The sequence below is a fragment of the Aequorivita iocasae genome (assembly GCF_016757735.1).
Lineage (GTDB): Bacteria > Bacteroidota > Bacteroidia > Flavobacteriales > Flavobacteriaceae > Aequorivita > Aequorivita iocasae.
In genome coordinates this window covers 813,949-831,196 of record NZ_CP068439.1, presented here as the reverse complement: position 1 = coordinate 831,196, position 17,248 = coordinate 813,949, and the positions used below count along the sequence as shown (strand labels likewise).

19 protein-coding genes are annotated in these 17,248 nt (G+C 39.1%); 1 reads left to right on the top strand and 18 read right to left on the bottom strand.

The features are described from left to right. Nucleotides 1–53 precede the first annotated feature (53 nt). The 15 genes from JK629_RS03955 to JK629_RS03885 form a co-directional block, all read right to left on the bottom strand. A complete protein-coding gene (locus tag JK629_RS03955) occupies nucleotides 54–980 on the bottom strand; it encodes a DUF3078 domain-containing protein (protein WP_202337331.1) in 927 nt (308 codons plus the stop codon). A gap of 64 nt (nucleotides 981–1,044) precedes the next feature. Beyond that, a complete protein-coding gene (locus JK629_RS03950) occupies nucleotides 1,045–1,560 on the bottom strand; it encodes a DUF2480 family protein (protein ID WP_202337330.1) in 516 nt (171 codons plus the stop codon). A gap of 56 nt (nucleotides 1,561–1,616) precedes the next feature. Continuing rightward, a complete protein-coding gene (locus JK629_RS03945) occupies nucleotides 1,617–1,940 on the bottom strand; it encodes an SUF system Fe-S cluster assembly protein (protein WP_202337329.1) in 324 nt (107 codons plus the stop codon). A gap of 4 nt (nucleotides 1,941–1,944) precedes the next feature. Then, nucleotides 1,945–2,370 (bottom strand): SufE family protein, encoded by a 426-nt coding sequence (locus JK629_RS03940; RefSeq protein WP_202337328.1) that lies wholly within the window; start codon nucleotides 2,368–2,370, stop codon nucleotides 1,945–1,947. A 6-nt stretch (nucleotides 2,371–2,376) separates the two neighbouring features. Then, complete coding sequence (locus JK629_RS03935) at nucleotides 2,377–2,817, bottom strand: META domain-containing protein (RefSeq protein ID WP_202337327.1); 441 nt, start codon at nucleotides 2,815–2,817, stop codon at nucleotides 2,377–2,379. Between the two features lie 57 nt (nucleotides 2,818–2,874). Next, entirely contained in the window at nucleotides 2,875–4,092 is a 1,218-nt protein-coding gene (locus JK629_RS03930; RefSeq protein ID WP_317193668.1) for an aminotransferase class V-fold PLP-dependent enzyme, read from the bottom strand. Nucleotides 4,093–4,107: 15 nt separating this feature from the next. After that, nucleotides 4,108–5,421: a Fe-S cluster assembly protein SufD gene (sufD, locus tag JK629_RS03925; RefSeq protein ID WP_202337326.1), complete on the bottom strand. Its 1,314-nt coding sequence runs from the start codon at nucleotides 5,419–5,421 to the stop codon at nucleotides 4,108–4,110. 31 nt (nucleotides 5,422–5,452) lie between these two features. Continuing rightward, nucleotides 5,453–6,202 (bottom strand): Fe-S cluster assembly ATPase SufC, encoded by a 750-nt coding sequence (gene sufC / locus JK629_RS03920; protein ID WP_202337325.1) that lies wholly within the window; start codon nucleotides 6,200–6,202, stop codon nucleotides 5,453–5,455. A gap of 1 nt (nucleotide 6,203) precedes the next feature. Next, on the bottom strand, nucleotides 6,204–6,611 hold the full coding sequence (locus tag JK629_RS03915) for a hypothetical protein (RefSeq protein WP_202337324.1): 408 nt from the start codon (nucleotides 6,609–6,611) through the stop codon (nucleotides 6,204–6,206). Nucleotides 6,612–6,655: 44 nt separating this feature from the next. Beyond that, on the bottom strand, nucleotides 6,656–8,104 hold the full coding sequence (gene sufB / locus JK629_RS03910; protein ID WP_202337323.1) for a Fe-S cluster assembly protein SufB: 1,449 nt from the start codon (nucleotides 8,102–8,104) through the stop codon (nucleotides 6,656–6,658). Between the two features lie 14 nt (nucleotides 8,105–8,118). Continuing rightward, entirely contained in the window at nucleotides 8,119–8,448 is a 330-nt protein-coding gene (locus JK629_RS03905; protein ID WP_202337322.1) for a HesB/IscA family protein, read from the bottom strand. A gap of 152 nt (nucleotides 8,449–8,600) precedes the next feature. After that, a complete protein-coding gene (locus JK629_RS03900) occupies nucleotides 8,601–9,701 on the bottom strand; it encodes a cytochrome-c peroxidase (protein WP_225626114.1) in 1,101 nt (366 codons plus the stop codon). 6 nt (nucleotides 9,702–9,707) lie between these two features. Next, entirely contained in the window at nucleotides 9,708–10,547 is an 840-nt protein-coding gene (locus JK629_RS03895) for an MbnP family protein (RefSeq protein WP_202337321.1), read from the bottom strand. A gap of 32 nt (nucleotides 10,548–10,579) precedes the next feature. Beyond that, nucleotides 10,580–11,932: a hypothetical protein gene (locus JK629_RS03890; RefSeq protein WP_202337320.1), complete on the bottom strand. Its 1,353-nt coding sequence runs from the start codon at nucleotides 11,930–11,932 to the stop codon at nucleotides 10,580–10,582. Between the two features lie 20 nt (nucleotides 11,933–11,952). After that, nucleotides 11,953–13,362 (bottom strand): choice-of-anchor B family protein, encoded by a 1,410-nt coding sequence (locus JK629_RS03885; protein WP_202337319.1) that lies wholly within the window; start codon nucleotides 13,360–13,362, stop codon nucleotides 11,953–11,955. 201 nt (nucleotides 13,363–13,563) lie between these two features. On the opposite strand from JK629_RS03885, the gene thiL reads away from it, so the two are divergent. Continuing rightward, a complete protein-coding gene (gene thiL, locus JK629_RS03880) occupies nucleotides 13,564–14,619 on the top strand; it encodes a thiamine-phosphate kinase (protein WP_202337318.1) in 1,056 nt (351 codons plus the stop codon). An 87-nt stretch (nucleotides 14,620–14,706) separates the two neighbouring features. On the opposite strand, the gene JK629_RS03875 is transcribed toward thiL, so the two are convergent. The 3 genes from JK629_RS03875 to JK629_RS03865 form a co-directional block, all read right to left on the bottom strand. Beyond that, nucleotides 14,707–14,952 (bottom strand): hypothetical protein, encoded by a 246-nt coding sequence (locus JK629_RS03875; RefSeq protein ID WP_202337317.1) that lies wholly within the window; start codon nucleotides 14,950–14,952, stop codon nucleotides 14,707–14,709. A 63-nt stretch (nucleotides 14,953–15,015) separates the two neighbouring features. After that, nucleotides 15,016–15,786, bottom strand: coding sequence for an alpha/beta fold hydrolase (locus tag JK629_RS03870; protein WP_202337316.1), 771 nt, complete (start codon nucleotides 15,784–15,786; stop codon nucleotides 15,016–15,018). Between the two features lie 83 nt (nucleotides 15,787–15,869). Further along, nucleotides 15,870–17,162 (bottom strand): aminopeptidase P family protein, encoded by a 1,293-nt coding sequence (locus tag JK629_RS03865; protein ID WP_202337315.1) that lies wholly within the window; start codon nucleotides 17,160–17,162, stop codon nucleotides 15,870–15,872. Nucleotides 17,163–17,248: the final 86 nt, after the last annotated feature.

The following is a 17,248-nucleotide window of genomic DNA, read 5'->3' as shown; positions in this document are numbered from 1 at the left end:
ATGAAAAAAGCCGACTCATATTTTTTAAGTCGGCTTTTTGTTATTTGCATTTTTTAAAATCCGTAGGTCAATCCCACGCCCAAAGTTTCACGTATTTGGAAACCTTGTACCGCATTATCGTCATAAATAGCCTGAAAGGTTACGTTTGAAGAGATATATCTATTCACCTTCATAACAAGGTTAAAGGTGTAGTCCACATCCACGTTTTGGGAGTCTTCCAAATAATTGGAATACAGGTTCAAAATGTTTTCTGCGGAAATATTTGCCATAATATCAAATTTGGCATAAGCAGAAATTGAGGCGCCAAATTCAAAACGGGAGCTTTCGTTTGCGTCAACGCCAAAATATTTATTCTCGTTATAAGCATCTAAAGCCCCGGGTACAGTTTCATCTACAGCTGTAAAGTCTTTATCAACCAAAATGAATTTAGCCGTTGCGGGAGAAATATTCACATACAGATTATCACTTTTCTTCCAAAGGAAACCCGGCCCAAACTGAAGGTATGCGGGTGAGAGAATGTGAGTGGTTTCTGTACGGTAGCCTTCGTCTTCAGGATTCAAGTCGCTATTAAACTCATAGCCTTTTGCAAATTGTGTTTTAAAGTTCAGGAACAATGAATAATACCAATTGCTTTCTTTTATCTGTTGGCCAAGAATAGAGTTTAGTTCCAAGCGATCATTGGTTTTCCGGGAATATTTATCATCCTTGTTTTTGGTAAGCCCATATTCACCTATCAGCCTGTTGTTCCAGCTAAGTTTGTCGTGCTTATAATTAAAATCATATGTAAGTGAAAGGTTTCCCGAATAATTGGATGTTCCGCCACCAGTCCATTCTGCGTTAAAGGCAGCTTGGTTGAATAATAAGGAAAGGTTTCCCGCACGCGTCCAACCATTGGGGATGGTATCTTTTGGGGTTTCTTCTTGGGCAATTATGGCCATTGGCGCAGCAAAAAGTACTGCCAGAAGTAAAAGTTTCTTCATCGTTATAAAAGGTTTTGTTTTTGCAAAAGTACTTACTCTTTATTAAATATTTTGATAGAAAATTTTAACGGTTCTTGCTTTTCTTGAAAAGTGGAACTGAAGAACATGCTTCTCCATACATAATACTTTTGGCAATCGGTTGTAATTTTTGCGCCAAAAGAACATAGGCGTTCTGCGGAATAGGTTTATGGGCGCAACCTTTAATTATTACAGGCTTGTCTTTATATTCTGAAATATCCAAGTTTTGAAGTACTTCCGCAAAAAGAATGCTCTCCAGTTCTTCCCAAGTGCCAACGGTAATTTTTTTGGCAAAAGGCGCCAAATGAAGTGATAATAACAAGTAAGCCCATCCGGGAACGATTGCATCTGTGCTGCAAAATAGAGCAACGTATTTATTGTCATATTGGCTCCAATCGTGTTGAGCGGCCTCTTCCCGAAAACTATTTTCACGAAGCACCATACCTTCCAGCAACCATTGTGAAATATCAAACGAAACCCTTTCTCCTTTGGGATAAATTTCCTCAAGATCAAAGGTTACAAGCTTGCTGTTCGCTACGCGATTTATTATTTCTTCAGACACTTTGAAAAGTTATTAGTATTATGAGGTTTTATTTTGCCTAAAGCCTACAGCCTTTTTCAAAGCATCCCAAGTTCCAGCTTGGCTTCTTCGCTCATTAAGTCTTGGCTCCATGGGGGATCAAAAGTAATTTCTACTTCTGCATCTTTAATCATTTTCATGGATTTTACTTTTTCCTCAACTTCCAGGGGCAAGCTTTCTGCTACGGGACAGTTTGGTGTAGTGAGCGTCATCAATATTTTTACCTCGCGGTCTTCATTAATGAAAACGTCATAAATAAGTCCAAGCTCATAGATATCTACAGGTATTTCGGGATCGTAAATGGTTTTAAGGACTGTAACTATTTTTTCGCCCAACTCGGTCATGTCTATTTCTGTTTCCATTACTTTAATTATTAAGTTGTGTTTGATATGCCAAGGCATACATTTTCATTTGCTTTATCATCGACACCAGGCCGTTTGCACGGGTGGGCGAGAGGTGTTCCTTTAGCCCTATTTCATCAATAAAATCTGTATTTGCATCTAAGATAGCCTGTGGTTTTTGATGGGAAAAAACGCGAATCAAAACCGCGATAATACCTTTGGTGATTATGGCGTCACTATCTGCGGTGAAAATAACTTTGCCGTCCCTCATTTCAGAATTGAGCCACACTTTGCTTTGGCAGCCTTTTATCAATTTATCTTCGGTCTTTAAATTTTCATCAATTAATGGAAGCGACTTGCCGAGGTCTATCATATATTCATAGCGCTGCATCCAGTCTTCAAACATTGAAAACTCGTCAATTAATTCTTCCTGTATTGCTTCAATCGTCATAAAATTTTATTCATTTGAATCTTTGGTTGCACTTAAAAGTACACTTCGATCTGTTTTGGAATAAAGGGTTAAAACTCCGTTTTGTAAACCGTATGTTCCGGTGTTGTTCAATGCATTCAAAAAATCTCTCTCCGTGTTCATTATATTTTTGTCCATGCACATCTTTTCGCTCACTGCTAAATCGCCAAAATTAATGCTGTAAAGATCAATTGTGTAATTCCCAAAAACTGAATTGCAACCTGTTGTTCCCCGAAAAGAATTATCTATTGCAGAAAGTGTAAAGGTTGGATTCTTTGTATTTTCCAGTTTCTTTCCATTTATTGAATTTACGGTATAACTGCCCGTTAGTTGAACGCTTCCAGCTACGTCAATTACTTTTTTTGTTTCGTCGCAACCTGTAAAAATTATTACAAATAGTAAAATTGAAACTGTGGCAAGTGCTTTCATAATGATATGTTTTAAAAGTTAGATGTCAAAGTTCAAGTTTTAAGCGTAGGTTAAGGTTCAACTTAACATCATTTTAGCTTTTTTTACCGCTGCTACCAATGCGTCCACTTCTTCCAAAGTATTGTAAAACGCAAAGGAAGCCCGCACCGTACCCGGAATTTTATAAAAATCCATAATAGGTTGTGCGCAGTGGTGGCCTGTGCGTACGGCAATGCCCAATTTGTCCACAATGGTTCCAATATCATACGGATGTATCCCTTCAATATTGAAGGAAATAACCGAGGTTTTAGCAGGGCCGGTGCCATAAATTTTTAAACCTTCAATTTCTAAAAGTTTTTGGGTGGCGTATTTTAAAAGTTCGTTTTCGTACTTTTCAATTGCGTTAAAGCCAATTGCGTTAAGATAATCAATTGCAGCTCCAAAAGCAATTCCGCCACAAATATTGGGCGTTCCCGCTTCAAATTTATGCGGAAGCGCGGCATAGGTAGTTTTCTCAAAAGTTACATCGGTAATCATTTCGCCGCCACCTTGATACGGCGACAATTTGTTGCCCCATGCTTCTTTCATATAAAGGATGCCAACACCGGTTGGGCCGCACATTTTGTGGGCTGAGGTTACGTAAAAATCTACATTCAGTTTCTGAAGATCGGGTTTTATATGCGAACAGGATTGCGCCCCGTCTATTAACACCGCAGCTCCCACTTTATGGGCTTTTTCAATGATTTCAGCAATGGGATTTATGGTTCCCAAGGCGTTTGAAATATGGTTTACAAAAACCAGTTTTGTTTTCGTGGTAAGCAACTTTTCGTATTCCGAAAAAACCAAAATACCTTCCTCATTCATCGGAATTACTTTCAGTATGGCTCCAGTTTTTTCGCAAAGCATTTGCCACGGCACAATATTGCTGTGGTGCTCCAATGCCGAAACTAGAATTTCATCGCCTTTTTTTAGAATTTCAGAAAAACCATTTGCAACCAGGTTTATTCCGTGGGTGGTCCCGGCTGTAAAGACGATTTCATAGGCTTGTTTTGCATTAAAATGGTTTTGGATTTTTCTTCTAGCTCCTTCGTATGCGTCTGTCGCTTCCTGTGAAAGGGTATGTACGCCACGATGGATATTTGCATTGTAGTTGCTGTAATAATCCACAATGCAATCAATAACCTGTTGCGGTTTTTGCGACGTTGCGGCATTGTCCAGATATACCAGCGGATATCCGTTTACCTTTCGGGAAAGTATGGGGAAATCTTTGCGGATTCTTTGGATATCAATGCTCATGAAAAGAAATCATTTTTAAAGCTCAAACCCCAAACTAACCCCAATTTTATTGGCAATAAGTTTGTTGATTCGCACCTTCAATTCTGGAATTTTTACACTTTCCAACACAGTATTGGCAAAAGCATACATCAACAAAGCGCGTGATTCTTTCAACCCAATTCCGCGGCTGCGCAAGTAGAATAGTGCGTCTTCATCAAATTGGCCAATGGTACAGCCGTGCGAGCATTTTACATCGTCAGCAAAAATTTCCAGCTGAGGTTTGGCGTTGATCGTTGCTTTATCGTCAATCAAAATATTATTGTTTTGCTGAAAGGCGTCAATTTTTTGCGCATCTTTTTCAACAATAATTTTACCGTTGAAAACTCCTGTGGAAGCTTCCGCAAAGAGTCCTTTATAGTCTTGGTGGCTTTCACAATTGGGTGCAATGTGGTGTACCAATGTGTTGTGGTCTGTATGTTGTTTGCCTTCCAGAATTGTGATTCCTTTTAATGTAGAATCACAGTGTTCTCCTTTTTGGAAAAAGTTGAGGTTGTTGCGCACTAATTTTCCACCAAAGGCGAAAGTATGCACGCGGCAAACGGTATCGCGTTGTTGTGAAATATAGGTGTTATCAATTAACGAGGCGGTGGCTTCGTCGTTTTGAATTTTATAATAATCTACGTAAGCGCGTTTTTCGGCAAAGATCTCTGTAACCGAATTGGTGAGAACTTCATTGCCGGAAAGGCTTTGGTGTCGTTCTATTATTTGAACGTGGGCGTTTTCGCCAACCACAATTAAATTGCGGGGTTGTAAAAACATTGCGGCTTCATTTCCGGTAGAAAAATTGATTATTTCAATGGGCTTTTCCACTTCTTTGTGAGCGGGAATATGAATGTAAGCGCCTTCTTTTGTGAAAGCAGTATTGAGCGAAGTTAGGCTGTCGCTTTTAGCAGCTTTGTTGAAATAGGTTTCAATGATTGGTTTGTACTTGCTTTTGTTCAAGGCTGCGGACATTAAGCAAACATCAAGCGAATCGTGCGTCGTTTCTGAAAGAAAGGAATTATATACACCATCCACAAAAACAAGCTTGTAAGTGTCTATTTCGTGCAGAAAATACTTGCGAACATTTTTTAGCTCAACATTACGCTCTTTGTTTGAATAAATGCTATAATTAGGCTTCAGCAGGGAATTTAACGAAGTATATTTCCACGCTTCATCTTTCTTCGTTGGAAACCCTTTTTCTTCAAAGATTTTAATAGCATTGTTGCGCACATCGTGCAATGGCGAATCAAACTCCAAATAGTCTTCGAGGGCGATGTATGATGATAATAATTTGTCTTTAAAACTCATTTTTTTCAATTCAGAATTTAGGATTCAATTGTTAAACCAATTCCTCTTTAATCCAGTCGTAGCCTTTCTCTTCAAGTTCATAAGCAAGTTGCTTGCTACCGGATTTTACTATTTTCCCGTTCATTAGTACATGTACAAAATCTGGAACTATATAATCCAAAAGGCGCTGATAGTGGGTGATGACGATTACTGCATTGTCCTGGCTCTTCAATTTGTTTACACCATTTGCCACAATTTTAAGGGCGTCAATATCCAATCCTGAATCAGTTTCATCAAGAATGGCGAGTTTGGGTTCCATCATTGCCATTTGAAAGATTTCGTTTCGTTTCTTTTCTCCTCCGGAAAAACCTTCGTTTAAGGATCGTGAAAGAAATTTTCTATCAATTTCCAGCATATCTGCCTTTTCCTTGATCATTTTCAGCATTTCAGAAGCTGGCATATCTTCTTGGCCTTTTGATTTGCGGGTTTCGTTGATTGCGGTTTTTATAAAGTTTGTAACTGAAACACCCGGAATTTCAACAGGATATTGAAAGGATAGAAAGATTCCTTTATGAGCTCTCTCTTCTGGATCCAATTCAGATATATCTTCGTTTTCAAAAGTGATATAGCCTCTGGTTACATCAAATTCCTCTTTGCCGGCTACAACAGATGCCAAGGTGCTCTTGCCAGAACCGTTGGGGCCCATTATTGCGTGTACTTCACCCGCTTTCACTTCTAAATTAATACCTTGCAGTATATCCTTTCCTTCCAGCCCGGCGTGTAAATCTTTAATCTTTAGCATTTTAATTATTCTTTGTTGTTTCGTTTAGTTTAATTACTTCATCTGAAGGTTTAGTGGCGACATTCATTATTTCGGTAATGGTAATAATCTCTTCCCATTCACTTTCGCTATCGGTGTTTTCCGTAACGTTGCCACGTACGATTACATTTACCATATCCATATCATTTTGCTTTATTGCAGCGACTTGTTTGGATAATTGTTCTGAAAGCGAATTGCGCTTGACGCCATAGATAAAATTATTGCCCATTAGCACCATTACTCCGTTTGAATCGATAAAGTCTCCTTTATAGGCTTTGGATTTTTCAACTGTACCAACTGTAACTTCTTGGGTTTCCTCTTTTTTCTCCTCAGAATTTTTACAGGAAAAAATTGATAGTGAAAGCGCTAATAACAAGATGATTTTTTTCATAAAATATAGCCGTTTTTTAAATTTTTATATATCTCAATAAATTGTTATCCAACCGATCCTTCCAGACTGATTTCTAAAAGTTTCTGGGCCTCTACAGCAAACTCCATCGGGAGTTTGTTTAACACTTCCTTGCTGAAACCATTTACTATAAGAGCAATGGCCTTTTCGGTTTCAATTCCACGCTGGTTGCAATAGAAAATTTGGTCTTCACCAATTTTACTTGTAGTAGCCTCATGTTCTATTTGGGCAGTTTTGTTTTTGGCCTCAATGTAGGGAAAGGTATGTGCTCCACAACTGTTGCCCATTAACAATGAGTCACATTGGGAAAAATTGCGGGCATTGTCTGCATTTGGCATAATCTTTACCAATCCGCGATAGCTGTTCTGTGATTTTCCAGCTGATATGCCTTTGGAAATAATGGTACTTTTTGTGTTTTTGCCAATGTGTATCATTTTTGTTCCCGTATCTGCCTGTTGAAAATTGTTGGTAACGGCAATTGAATAAAATTCACCTATAGAATTATCGCCCTTTAACACACAACTTGGGTATTTCCAAGTAACTGCGCTTCCGGTTTCCACCTGTGTCCAAGAGATTTTTGCGTTTTTTTCACATAGGCCTCTTTTGGTAACAAAATTGTAAACACCACCCTTACCTTCCTTATTTCCGGGAAACCAGTTTTGTACGGTTGAATATTTTATTTCGGCATCGTCCAGAGCGATCAATTCCACCACTGCGGCATGCAATTGATTTTCATCACGGCTGGGAGCCGTACAGCCTTCCAAATAGCTTACATAGCTTCCTTCATCTGCAATAACCAGGGTTCTTTCAAATTGTCCCGTGCCCGCTTGGTTAATTCTGAAATAGGTAGAAAGCTCCATTGGGCAACGAACTCCTTTTGGTATGTAGCAAAAAGAACCATCACTGAAAACAGCGCTGTTTAAAGCGGCATAAAAATTATCCCGTTGTGGCACTACAGTTCCTAGGTATTTTTTTACCAATTCTGGGTGTTCTTTTATAGCCTCGGAAATAGAGCAAAAAATAATTCCTTTTTCCGCCAAGGTTTTTTTAAAGGTAGTTGTAACCGAAACAGAATCCATTACAATATCTACAGCTACTCCAGCTAGTTTTTTTTGTTCGTCCAAAGAAATTCCGAGCCTTTTGAAAGTGTCCAACAGTTCGGGATCAACTTCATCAATACTGTTGTATTTTGGCTTTTTGTTTGGTGCGGAATAATAGGAAATATTCTGGAAGTTGGGTTTTTCATAATGTACGTTTGCCCAATCTGGCTCTACCATTTCCTGCCAATAGCGGAAAGATTCCAGGCGCCATTCAGTCATCCATTCGGGTTCTTCTTTCTTTTTTGAAATAGCGCGTACAATTTCTTCGTTCAATCCAACCGGGAAGGTGTCAGACTCTATATCGGTATAAAAACCATATTCATACTCCTTGGTTTCCAGTTCTTTCTTTAAATCGTCTTCGGTATACTTGCTCATCCTCATTAATTTTTTTAAAGTGAAAAAGACTCACCGCAGCCACAGGTGCGATTTGCATTTGGGTTATTGAACACAAATCCTTTTCCATTCAGGCCTCCACTGTATTCAAGAGTGGTGCCTACTAAATATAAAAAGCTCTTTTTGTCGATGGCTATTTTTACTTGGTCTTCTTCAAAAAGCTTGTCGTTTTCGCCTAAATTGTGATCAAACTTCAATTCGTAGCTCAATCCAGAACAGCCACCACTTTTCACGCCCACGCGCACAAAATCCTCGGCAATATTGAAGCCTTCTTCCGCCATCAATTGCGCGATTTTTGTTTTGGCGCTTTCGCTTATCTTAACCATATGTAGATTAATTCTAAATTAGACGGCAAATATACATCAATTCGCACTTTTAACCATACAGATGCGGGATTTTAAAACTATAGAGCAATAGTTTTAAACAATAATTAACAAGTAGGTTTTGTAATTCTTTAAAGCTGAAAAAGCTTAAAATATCAATTTGGATCCTGAAAATCTGGATTATTGATAAACGAAGGGTCTGAAAGCGAAAGAAGAAAAGCTTTTAAGTCTGCTTTTTCAGATTCTGATAATTGTACCCCACCTCGAGATACCGCTTTCATAAGGGGATCAATTGTTGGTGAGTACACAAGACCTTCGCTATAATGGTTTATCACTTCATCCAAAGTAGCAAAGCGGCCATCGTGCATGTAAGGAGCTGTATAGGCCAGGTTTCGTAAAGAAGGAGATTTAAACCATCCATCTTGGCTGGGGTCTCCGGTAACATTGCCTAGACCTTTGTCTGTGATAATTGCATCAAGACCATTGTTGTGAAAAATATTATCGGTCCACAAGGGGCTGTTTTCGTTTCCGTGGCAGTGGAAGCAATCGCCTCGGGTTTCATCCATGAATATTTGAAAACCATTCAGTTCTTGAGGCGTAAGGGTACCTTCTCCCTGCAAATATTTGTCAAATGGAGAATTTGCGGAAATTAGCGTACGCTCAAATTGCGCAATTGCTTTAGCGGTTAGCTCTTTTGTAATATTTCTCGTTCCAAATGCTTTGTAGAATAATTCGGGATAGGTTGCATGGCCCTGTAAACTTGCCACTGCATTTTCCCAGGTATTGTGCATTTCAATAGGATTGGTTACGGGTTCTAGCGCTTGTGCTTCAATACTCGTAGCACGGCCGTCCCAAAAGAACTTTTCATTTCCATTCCATGCCATATTAAAAAGCGGCATAGAATTGCGTGTTCCCTCAATTCCATCTATCCCCACGCTGAATTGTAAATCGTCGGTAAATGAATTTGCCGGCTTGTGGCAAGATGCGCAGGCTTGGGTTCCATCTCCAGAGAGGATGGGGTCAAAAAATAATTTTTTCCCCAGCGCAATCCCTTCTACGGTCTGGGGATTGTCTGCAGGAATAGTTGGGGGGGGCAATAAACGTTCAAAAATGGGAGGAACGGTCAATGGTTTCGGAGTGGGTGTATAGTCTTCACTAGGTTCCACGGGATCTGGATCGCTTGAACAAGCTGTAACCAAGCTCAAGGCTAGCAATCCAAATATTAATCGAAACATTTGCATGGACCGTTCCTTCATTTTTAATTACTGTGTAATCTCACCAATGCTAAAAACAGTGGCGCCATTTCTTTGCATGTCTTTTTGGGCAAGATAGTTCATCATTAAATCAACGCTGCGGTCATTTAAATCCCAAGTGAGTGGGTTTTTATACCATTCTGAAATATCCATTTTAATTTCAATGGTTGCATCATCGGTTATGGTAAAGTTTTGGTCAAATTCAAAAGCAATAAAATTTTGCTCAAAAACTCCTTCGCTTACTCTTGCGGTACCATGGTGATATGCGTACGGTTGAGGTGCTCCGGCTGCGTCATCAAATGATCCTTCCATTTGCATAAAATGATATCCACCACCAAGCATTGATGGCCAGTTCCAGTTTGCGGCATTCAAGTCTGGGTAAGCTCCGCTCATATTGTCTGCTTGATTAAAACCATAAATAAAGGAAATTCCAGTATAATCTCCCGTAATCACATTTAATGCTGGCGATAGTGTTAAAGTTGAAGGGTCGGTTAAATCAACTAAATTATATTCTAGAAAATCAACTGTTGTGCCATCCGCTTTATGGAGAGATATTCTTGAAATTAAATAGCGAAGTTTTGAAATAGATAGGTAATTTCCAGCTTGATTTTGATACACTGATGAGTTAAAATCAGCTGCAGTCACAGGTGTTCCTGCCCAATTTTGTGTAAATGCAAAAGTGACATTTTTTTCATACACACACGAGTCGTCATCTTTAGTGGCATCTGGATTGTAATTCAAGGAATTTGGATCGGTACATCCCAGGACTTCAGGTGATGAATCATCGTCATTATTGCTGCAACCAAAAGCAATAAATGCCAATATAAGTAATAAAGCTAATTTTTTCATAGGTTAAATTAATGGGTTTTTAAATGTTGATTTTATTTTAGTTTAATTAATAAAAAATCTTTAGAGCCTTTATTCATTGGGATATCCACATCGTTGCTTTCTGTATTACCTACTGCTACAATTTTATTATCAGTGGTTTCGATAGCTTCCGAGGCAAAATCCAATCCGGAGCCGCCAATGCTTTTCTGAAATTTCAAGACTCCGTTTTCATCCACTACAAAAATCCAGGCATCGTTAACACCATTATTTGTTGTTAAGTCTATATCATTGCTTCTGCTGTGTCCGGAAAGAATGTAATCTCCATTGGAACGCTGCACAATACTATGTGCGGTATCAAATTGTGAACCACCGAACGATTTTTGCCAAATTTTACTGCCATTGTCATCAAATTTTACCATCCATGCATCGGCATTTCCACGGGGGGAAGTCACGTCTTGGTCGGCACTCCTAGAGTCTCCCACCATAATATAGTTACCGTCCTGGGTTTTTATTGAGGCATAAGAATTGTCTATCTCATTGCCGCCAAAAGATTTGGTCCAGACCAAATCTCCTGTAGCTGTCAATCTTACTGCCCAATAATCATAAGTTCCTTTCGGATCGGTTTTGTCAAAATCAACGCTTTCTGAAGTGCCTGTCATTAAAAAACCGCCATCATCCGTTTCAACAGCGTCATAGCTTCTGTCGTTATTGGTGCCCCCAAAGTAACGTCGCCATTCTTTGGTGCCATCTGCTTTGAGTTTTATGCCCCAAAATTCACCAACTCCGTGAAGGGTTCCTCTGCCCACGTCATTTCCGCCCCCACCACTTGCGGAAACGTCAAAAAAGCCGGTTACAAAATACCCTCCGTCTGAAGTTTGAAAAGCTTTATAGGCTTGGTCGCTTCCAGAAAAACCAAAATTTTCTTCCCATAATATAGTGCCGGCTGCGTCAACCTTTACCACCCAATAATCTTGAAATCCTTCATTTTCAGAAACGTCTCCATCATTACTTGTAGTAAACCCGCTTAAAAGGTAGCCACCGTCATTTGTTTTGGTTATGCGAGAGGCACTTTCATCATCGCTGCCTCCGTAGGTTTTGCTCCAAATAATATCGCCAGTTTTGGCAATTTTAACGAGCCAAAAGTCACTGTCGGTACCGCTTCTGCCTGTTACATCACCATCAGTGCTTCGCGTGGTGCCAAGCACCATGTAGCTTCCATCATTGGCTTCTATAATAGAAACTGCTTCATCAATGCCGCTGCCCCCATAGGTCTTCACAAGCTCTATTTCGCCATTTATTTCTGGTTCGGGCTCGTTGCCATCATCCTTTCCACAGGAAAATAAAAATAGCGGAATAGTAAGCAGTAAAGAAAGTGCTTTTAATTTGGAGTTTTTAAAAATTAGCATAATGGGGATAAACAATTTTTTTAGTCTATTAGCAATCGTTTTGTCGTAGAAGCATTAACCTTCATTACATACATACCAGCTTGAAGGTTTGAAACATCCACATTTTCTGAAAGATTTTGGTCAAAACTTAGATCCAACACTTTTTGTCCGAGCATATTGAAGATTTCAACTTGGTTTATAAGTTCTGTTTTAGACGTAATATTTACAATATCTTTTGCAGGGTTTGGGTAGATTGCAAAATTTGAAGTGGCGTTTTCATTTACTCCTAATGAAGAATCCCTAACTATAAAGAGTCCTCTGTCAATATCACTGATTACAATATTACCACTGGCGAAATAAGGATAAACACTCCAAGCTCCGTCAAAGTTTGTAGAGTTATTGTTTGGATAGGTGTCAAAAAATTTAGTTTCAACCATTTCTTCGCCGCCAATATTGCTGATATCAAAAACTCTTAAGCCTGCACGGTAGCTGGCAAGATAAAACTCATCTCCTTTTACGTATCCATTATGGTCTATGGCCTCATTATCGGCTTCATATTCAAAATGAACTACTGGGTTGTCAAGGTCGGTTACATCAAAAATTATGGTTCTGGTATTAAATCCAAACGCAGATTCGTCCAATTCGTCTCCAATTATAAAGTAGCGCTGGTCTTCAGTAAGCCAGCCTTGGTGGGTATAATCTACACTACTGTAAAAACCATTAGATATTCCAATTGGGTTAGACTTGTTGGTTACATCTACAATGGATACTCTATCTTCATTACTTCCAAAGAAGATTTCACGTCCAGTGTAATCTGTATCAGGGCCATTGTAGATAACTACTTGGGCATCGTGACAGTAATTGTCTCCGCTAAATCCACCTGCCGCTACAGGATTTAATGGGTCTTGAATATTGACAAAGTGAGGGCCTCCGCTGAAGGAACTTGTGCCTACTCCATATGCGTAACCGGTTTCTTCATTAATAACCAAATTATGGCAATGCCCAAAACCGTTGTAATGTGCATCTTCAGTAAAAGTCTCAGGAGCATTCGAGACATTGCGCAAACGCGTTAAGTCAAAAACTTGAATTCCGTGTCCACTAGCTTCACTTACTATAAAAGCGTAATTGTTATATACTTTAATATCTCTCCAGGTGCTTGGATCCGTATGTGTTGGAAGCTTTCCAAGATAGATGGGGTTTACGGGATCGGTAATATCCACAAAGGCAGTACCGTTTCCTAAGCCCATAAGGGCATATTCTTTTCCGTCTTGTGGATCAGTCCACCCCCAAGAATCGTTTCCGCGGTCAGTTCCAAAAACATTTAGGCCAATTCGCGATTGAAGGTCCAATCCGTTACACGGATAAGGTCCAGCATTTCCATTTTGACAAGGGGTTTGTGCAAATGTTATTGCACTCAATAATACTGCTAAAAGGGGTAGTAATCTTTTCATGTGTAAGGTATAAGTTTTAAAAAGGGCTAAATGTAACTATATTATAGCCTATTTTACAAACGCAAAAGGTTAAATATTAGTATAATATTACTTAGGGTTACTGTTAATCAAAAATCCTAAGTGTATCTTAAAGTATGCAGAAGCTTCTTGTTATTGGTTATGTTAGTGTATTTTTGCAAAAATCTTTTAGAAACCTGCAATATGTTTGAAAACAAAGACAATTCCCACACGAGCATTTCAAATTTGGGCGAATTTGGGCTTATTGACCATCTGACCAAAAACTTCAAAATAAAACAAAAGTCAACCGTAAAAGGAATTGGCGATGATGCAGCTGTTATTTCCGCTGATTCGAAAAAAGAAATAGTGGTAACTACTGATTTACTGTTGGAAGGAGTACATTTTGATTTAAGCTATGTCCCCTTAAAGCATTTAGGGTATAAGGCCGTTATTGTAAATCTTTCAGATGTATATGCCATGAATGCCGAACCCACTCAAATAACCGTGAGTATTGCGGTTTCAAACAGATTTCCTGTGGAAGCTTTGGAAATATTATATGCAGGCGTTCAGACTGCAGCAAAAATTTACAACGTAGATGTTGTAGGTGGTGACACCACATCGTCAACTAGAGGATTGCTGATAAGCATTACAGCTTTAGGAACCGTAAATAAAGGCGAGGCAATCTATAGAAGTGGAGCCAAAGAAAATGATTTATTGGTTGTGACCGGCGATCTGGGTGGAGCCTATATGGGGCTTCAGATCTTGGAGCGCGAAAAGGAAGTTTTTAAGGTGAACCCAAACTCAAAGGCAGATTTGGAGCCCTACGCCTATTTGGTAGAACGTCAATTAAAACCAGAGGCTAGAAAAGATATTCCAAATCTATTAAAGGAACTTGGCGTGAAACCTACCGCAATGATTGATATTAGCGATGGACTTTCCTCAGAAATATTGCACATCTGCAAAAACTCAAAGGTTGGTTGCAACTTATACGAAGATAAAATTCCATTAGATCCACAAGTTATTTCCGCTTGCGAGGAGTTTAACCTTGACAGTACTACAATAGCCTTGAGCGGAGGTGAGGATTATGAATTGCTCTTCACAATTAGCACGGAAGATTTTCCCAAAATAAAGGCAAACCCACATTTAACAGTTATTGGACACATAACCGATGAAAAGGAGGGGATACATTTAATTAGCCGTGCGGGAACAAAAATACCTTTGATTGCACGCGGTTGGAATGCATTAAAAGGCGACGAATAGAATTTAAGAAAGTTTGGGTTAGGCATAAGAGAGCCCTATTCCCTTACTTAAAGGGAAGATGTTCTAAAGTAATTTGGCACGCTTTTTTTAATGGATTGAAAGCTTTTTCTTTTTTCTAAAAAAAGTAGACAAACATTCGTTTACTTCGCGTTGTTTAAAAGTAAGTGCTTCAAATTTACCGGAATAGCTGTTGGAAACCTCTTTGCCGCAACAAGCACATTTATATTCACTAATGTGGTCGGTAATTTTGCGGGTTACAATGTAATCATGGCCAAATGCCGTACAGACAAGGCTTAAGATTGGAGTTCCGCTTTGGGGCATAATTTTCTCCATAATTGTTAAATTAATTGGGGTTTATTTACCAATATTAACTTTTTTTTAGATAAAATACAACTTTTATCCGATTAAAAGTAAATATTCAATAATAAAACTCTGGTTTTCTATCAAACTCATATGCCCTCCTTCAATAATTTTTGTATTACAATTACATTGCATGGCTAACTGTTTTGCTTCTGAGACCGGTAAAATAGGATCTTCTTCAGCCAGAATCATATATTTCTTCTTTTCAAAATTTTTTAAAATTTCAGTTCTGTCTTCTCGGTTCCGCATCCCTTGAATGGCAGCTTTTATGCCTTTTGCCGGAAAAGAATAGGCTTCACTTTTTAAAGTTTCAATTTCTGTCGCAAATCTTTCACGTGAAGATTCCGCAAATAGGTTGCCAATAGCCATACTGATATATGCTTGCAAATTCTGATCGACAATCTTTAAAGCCCGATTGCGGTTGGCCTTTCGTTCTTCGGAATCTGCGGCAGGTGTGGAATTGAGGAGAATCAATTTGTCAACTTTTTCAGAAAACATCTCGGCATAGGCCAAAGTAACATAGCCGCCCATCGAGTGTCCTATTAACGTTGCTGACGCAATTTGTAGCTTTTGAAGTACTGCATCCACAACTTCTGCCATTAATTCCATAGTATGTATTTCAGAAACAATGCTACTCTTTCCGTGGCCGGGAAAATCAATTGTAATTACGTGATTATTCCTTGATAGATCTGGAATCAACGGTTTCCACATGGTAGAGCTTTCCAAAAAACCGTGAAGCAAAATAATCGCTGGACCATTTCCGTAGGTTTCGTAATAGATAGAAGTGTTATTGAAGCTTAAAGTCATATTGTGAAAAAGACCTGCAAGCTTTAAAAAGCCCTGCAGGTCAAGTCTAAAAGTCGTGGGTCAAAACGTCTTGTTTCTTGTTTCTATTTATTCATAATTTCTTCAATCTCTTCCGCTTCAATAGGAATATTGCGCATCAGGTTGAAAGGCTCTCCTTTTTTCTGGATAACAACATCGTCTTCCAAACGGATGCCGAAACCTTCCTCTGGAATATAAATTCCCGGCTCAACGGTGAAGATCATATTTTCGGTCATCTTTTCCCAAAGAATTCCGTAATCGTGCGTATCAAGCCCAATGTGGTGGCTGGTGCCGTGCATAAAGTATTTTTTATAAGCTGGCCAGTTTGGATCCTCGGTTTTTACATCTGCTTTATCTAAAAGTTTTAGGTCCAAAAGCGCTTTGGTCATCAGTTTGCCCACTTCTTCGTGGTATTCCTTCCAGTAATTTCCTGGAACCAACATTTTTGTGGCATCGTCTTTAACTTTCTTTACGGCATCGTAAACCTCGCGCTGACGTTTGGTGAATTTTCCGCTCACGGGAATGGTTCGCGTCATATCACTGGAATAGTTTGCGTATTCAGCGCCTACATCCAAAAGAAGCAAATCTCCTTTTTTACATTGCTGATTGTTGACGATATAATGAAGCACATTCGCATTGTTACCGCTGCCAATAATTGGTGTGTAAGCAAAACCGCGGGAACGGTTTCTTAAAAATTCGTGCATAAATTCAGCCTCGATTTCGTATTCCCAAACGCCGGGTTTTACGAAATTCAGAATTCTTCTAAACCCTTTTTCGGTGATATTACAGGCTGTTTGAATCAAATCAATTTCAATTTTATCTTTTACGGAACGCAAGCGTTGCAAAATTGGGTTGCTGCGTTCCCAACTGTGTGCGGGAAATTTTTCTTTCGTGGCTTTGATGAAACGATCCTCGCGGGTTTCGGTTTCCACACTTTGGCGATAATGCTCGTTGGTGTTAAAATAAACACGTTCGGCTTGGGTCATTACTTCAAAGAAAATCTTGTCAAATTCCTTTAGCCAAAAAACGGATTTTATCCCGCTTACTTCCGTAGCTTTTTCCTTGGTGAGTTTTTCGCCTTCCCAAACGGCAATGTGGTCGTTGGTTTCGCGAACAAAAAGCATCTCGCGGTGGTCTTTGTTTGGTGCATCGGGGAAGAGTACCAAAATGGTTTCCTCTTGGTCGGCACCCGTTAAATAAAAAATATCGCGCGCCTGCTGAAAGGGCATGGTGCTGTCTGCGCCAATGGGGTAAATATCGTTACTGTTGAAAACTGCAACGCTCTTTGGCTTCATCTGGGCCATAAAGTTTTTGCGGTTTTTTATAAAGAGTTTGCTGTCTATTTGATCGTACTTCATGGTATTGTTTTATGAATTTCCCCAAAATTAATTATTTCAAATTAATCCCCATCAGATTATGTATTAAATGATTTATGTGTACAATA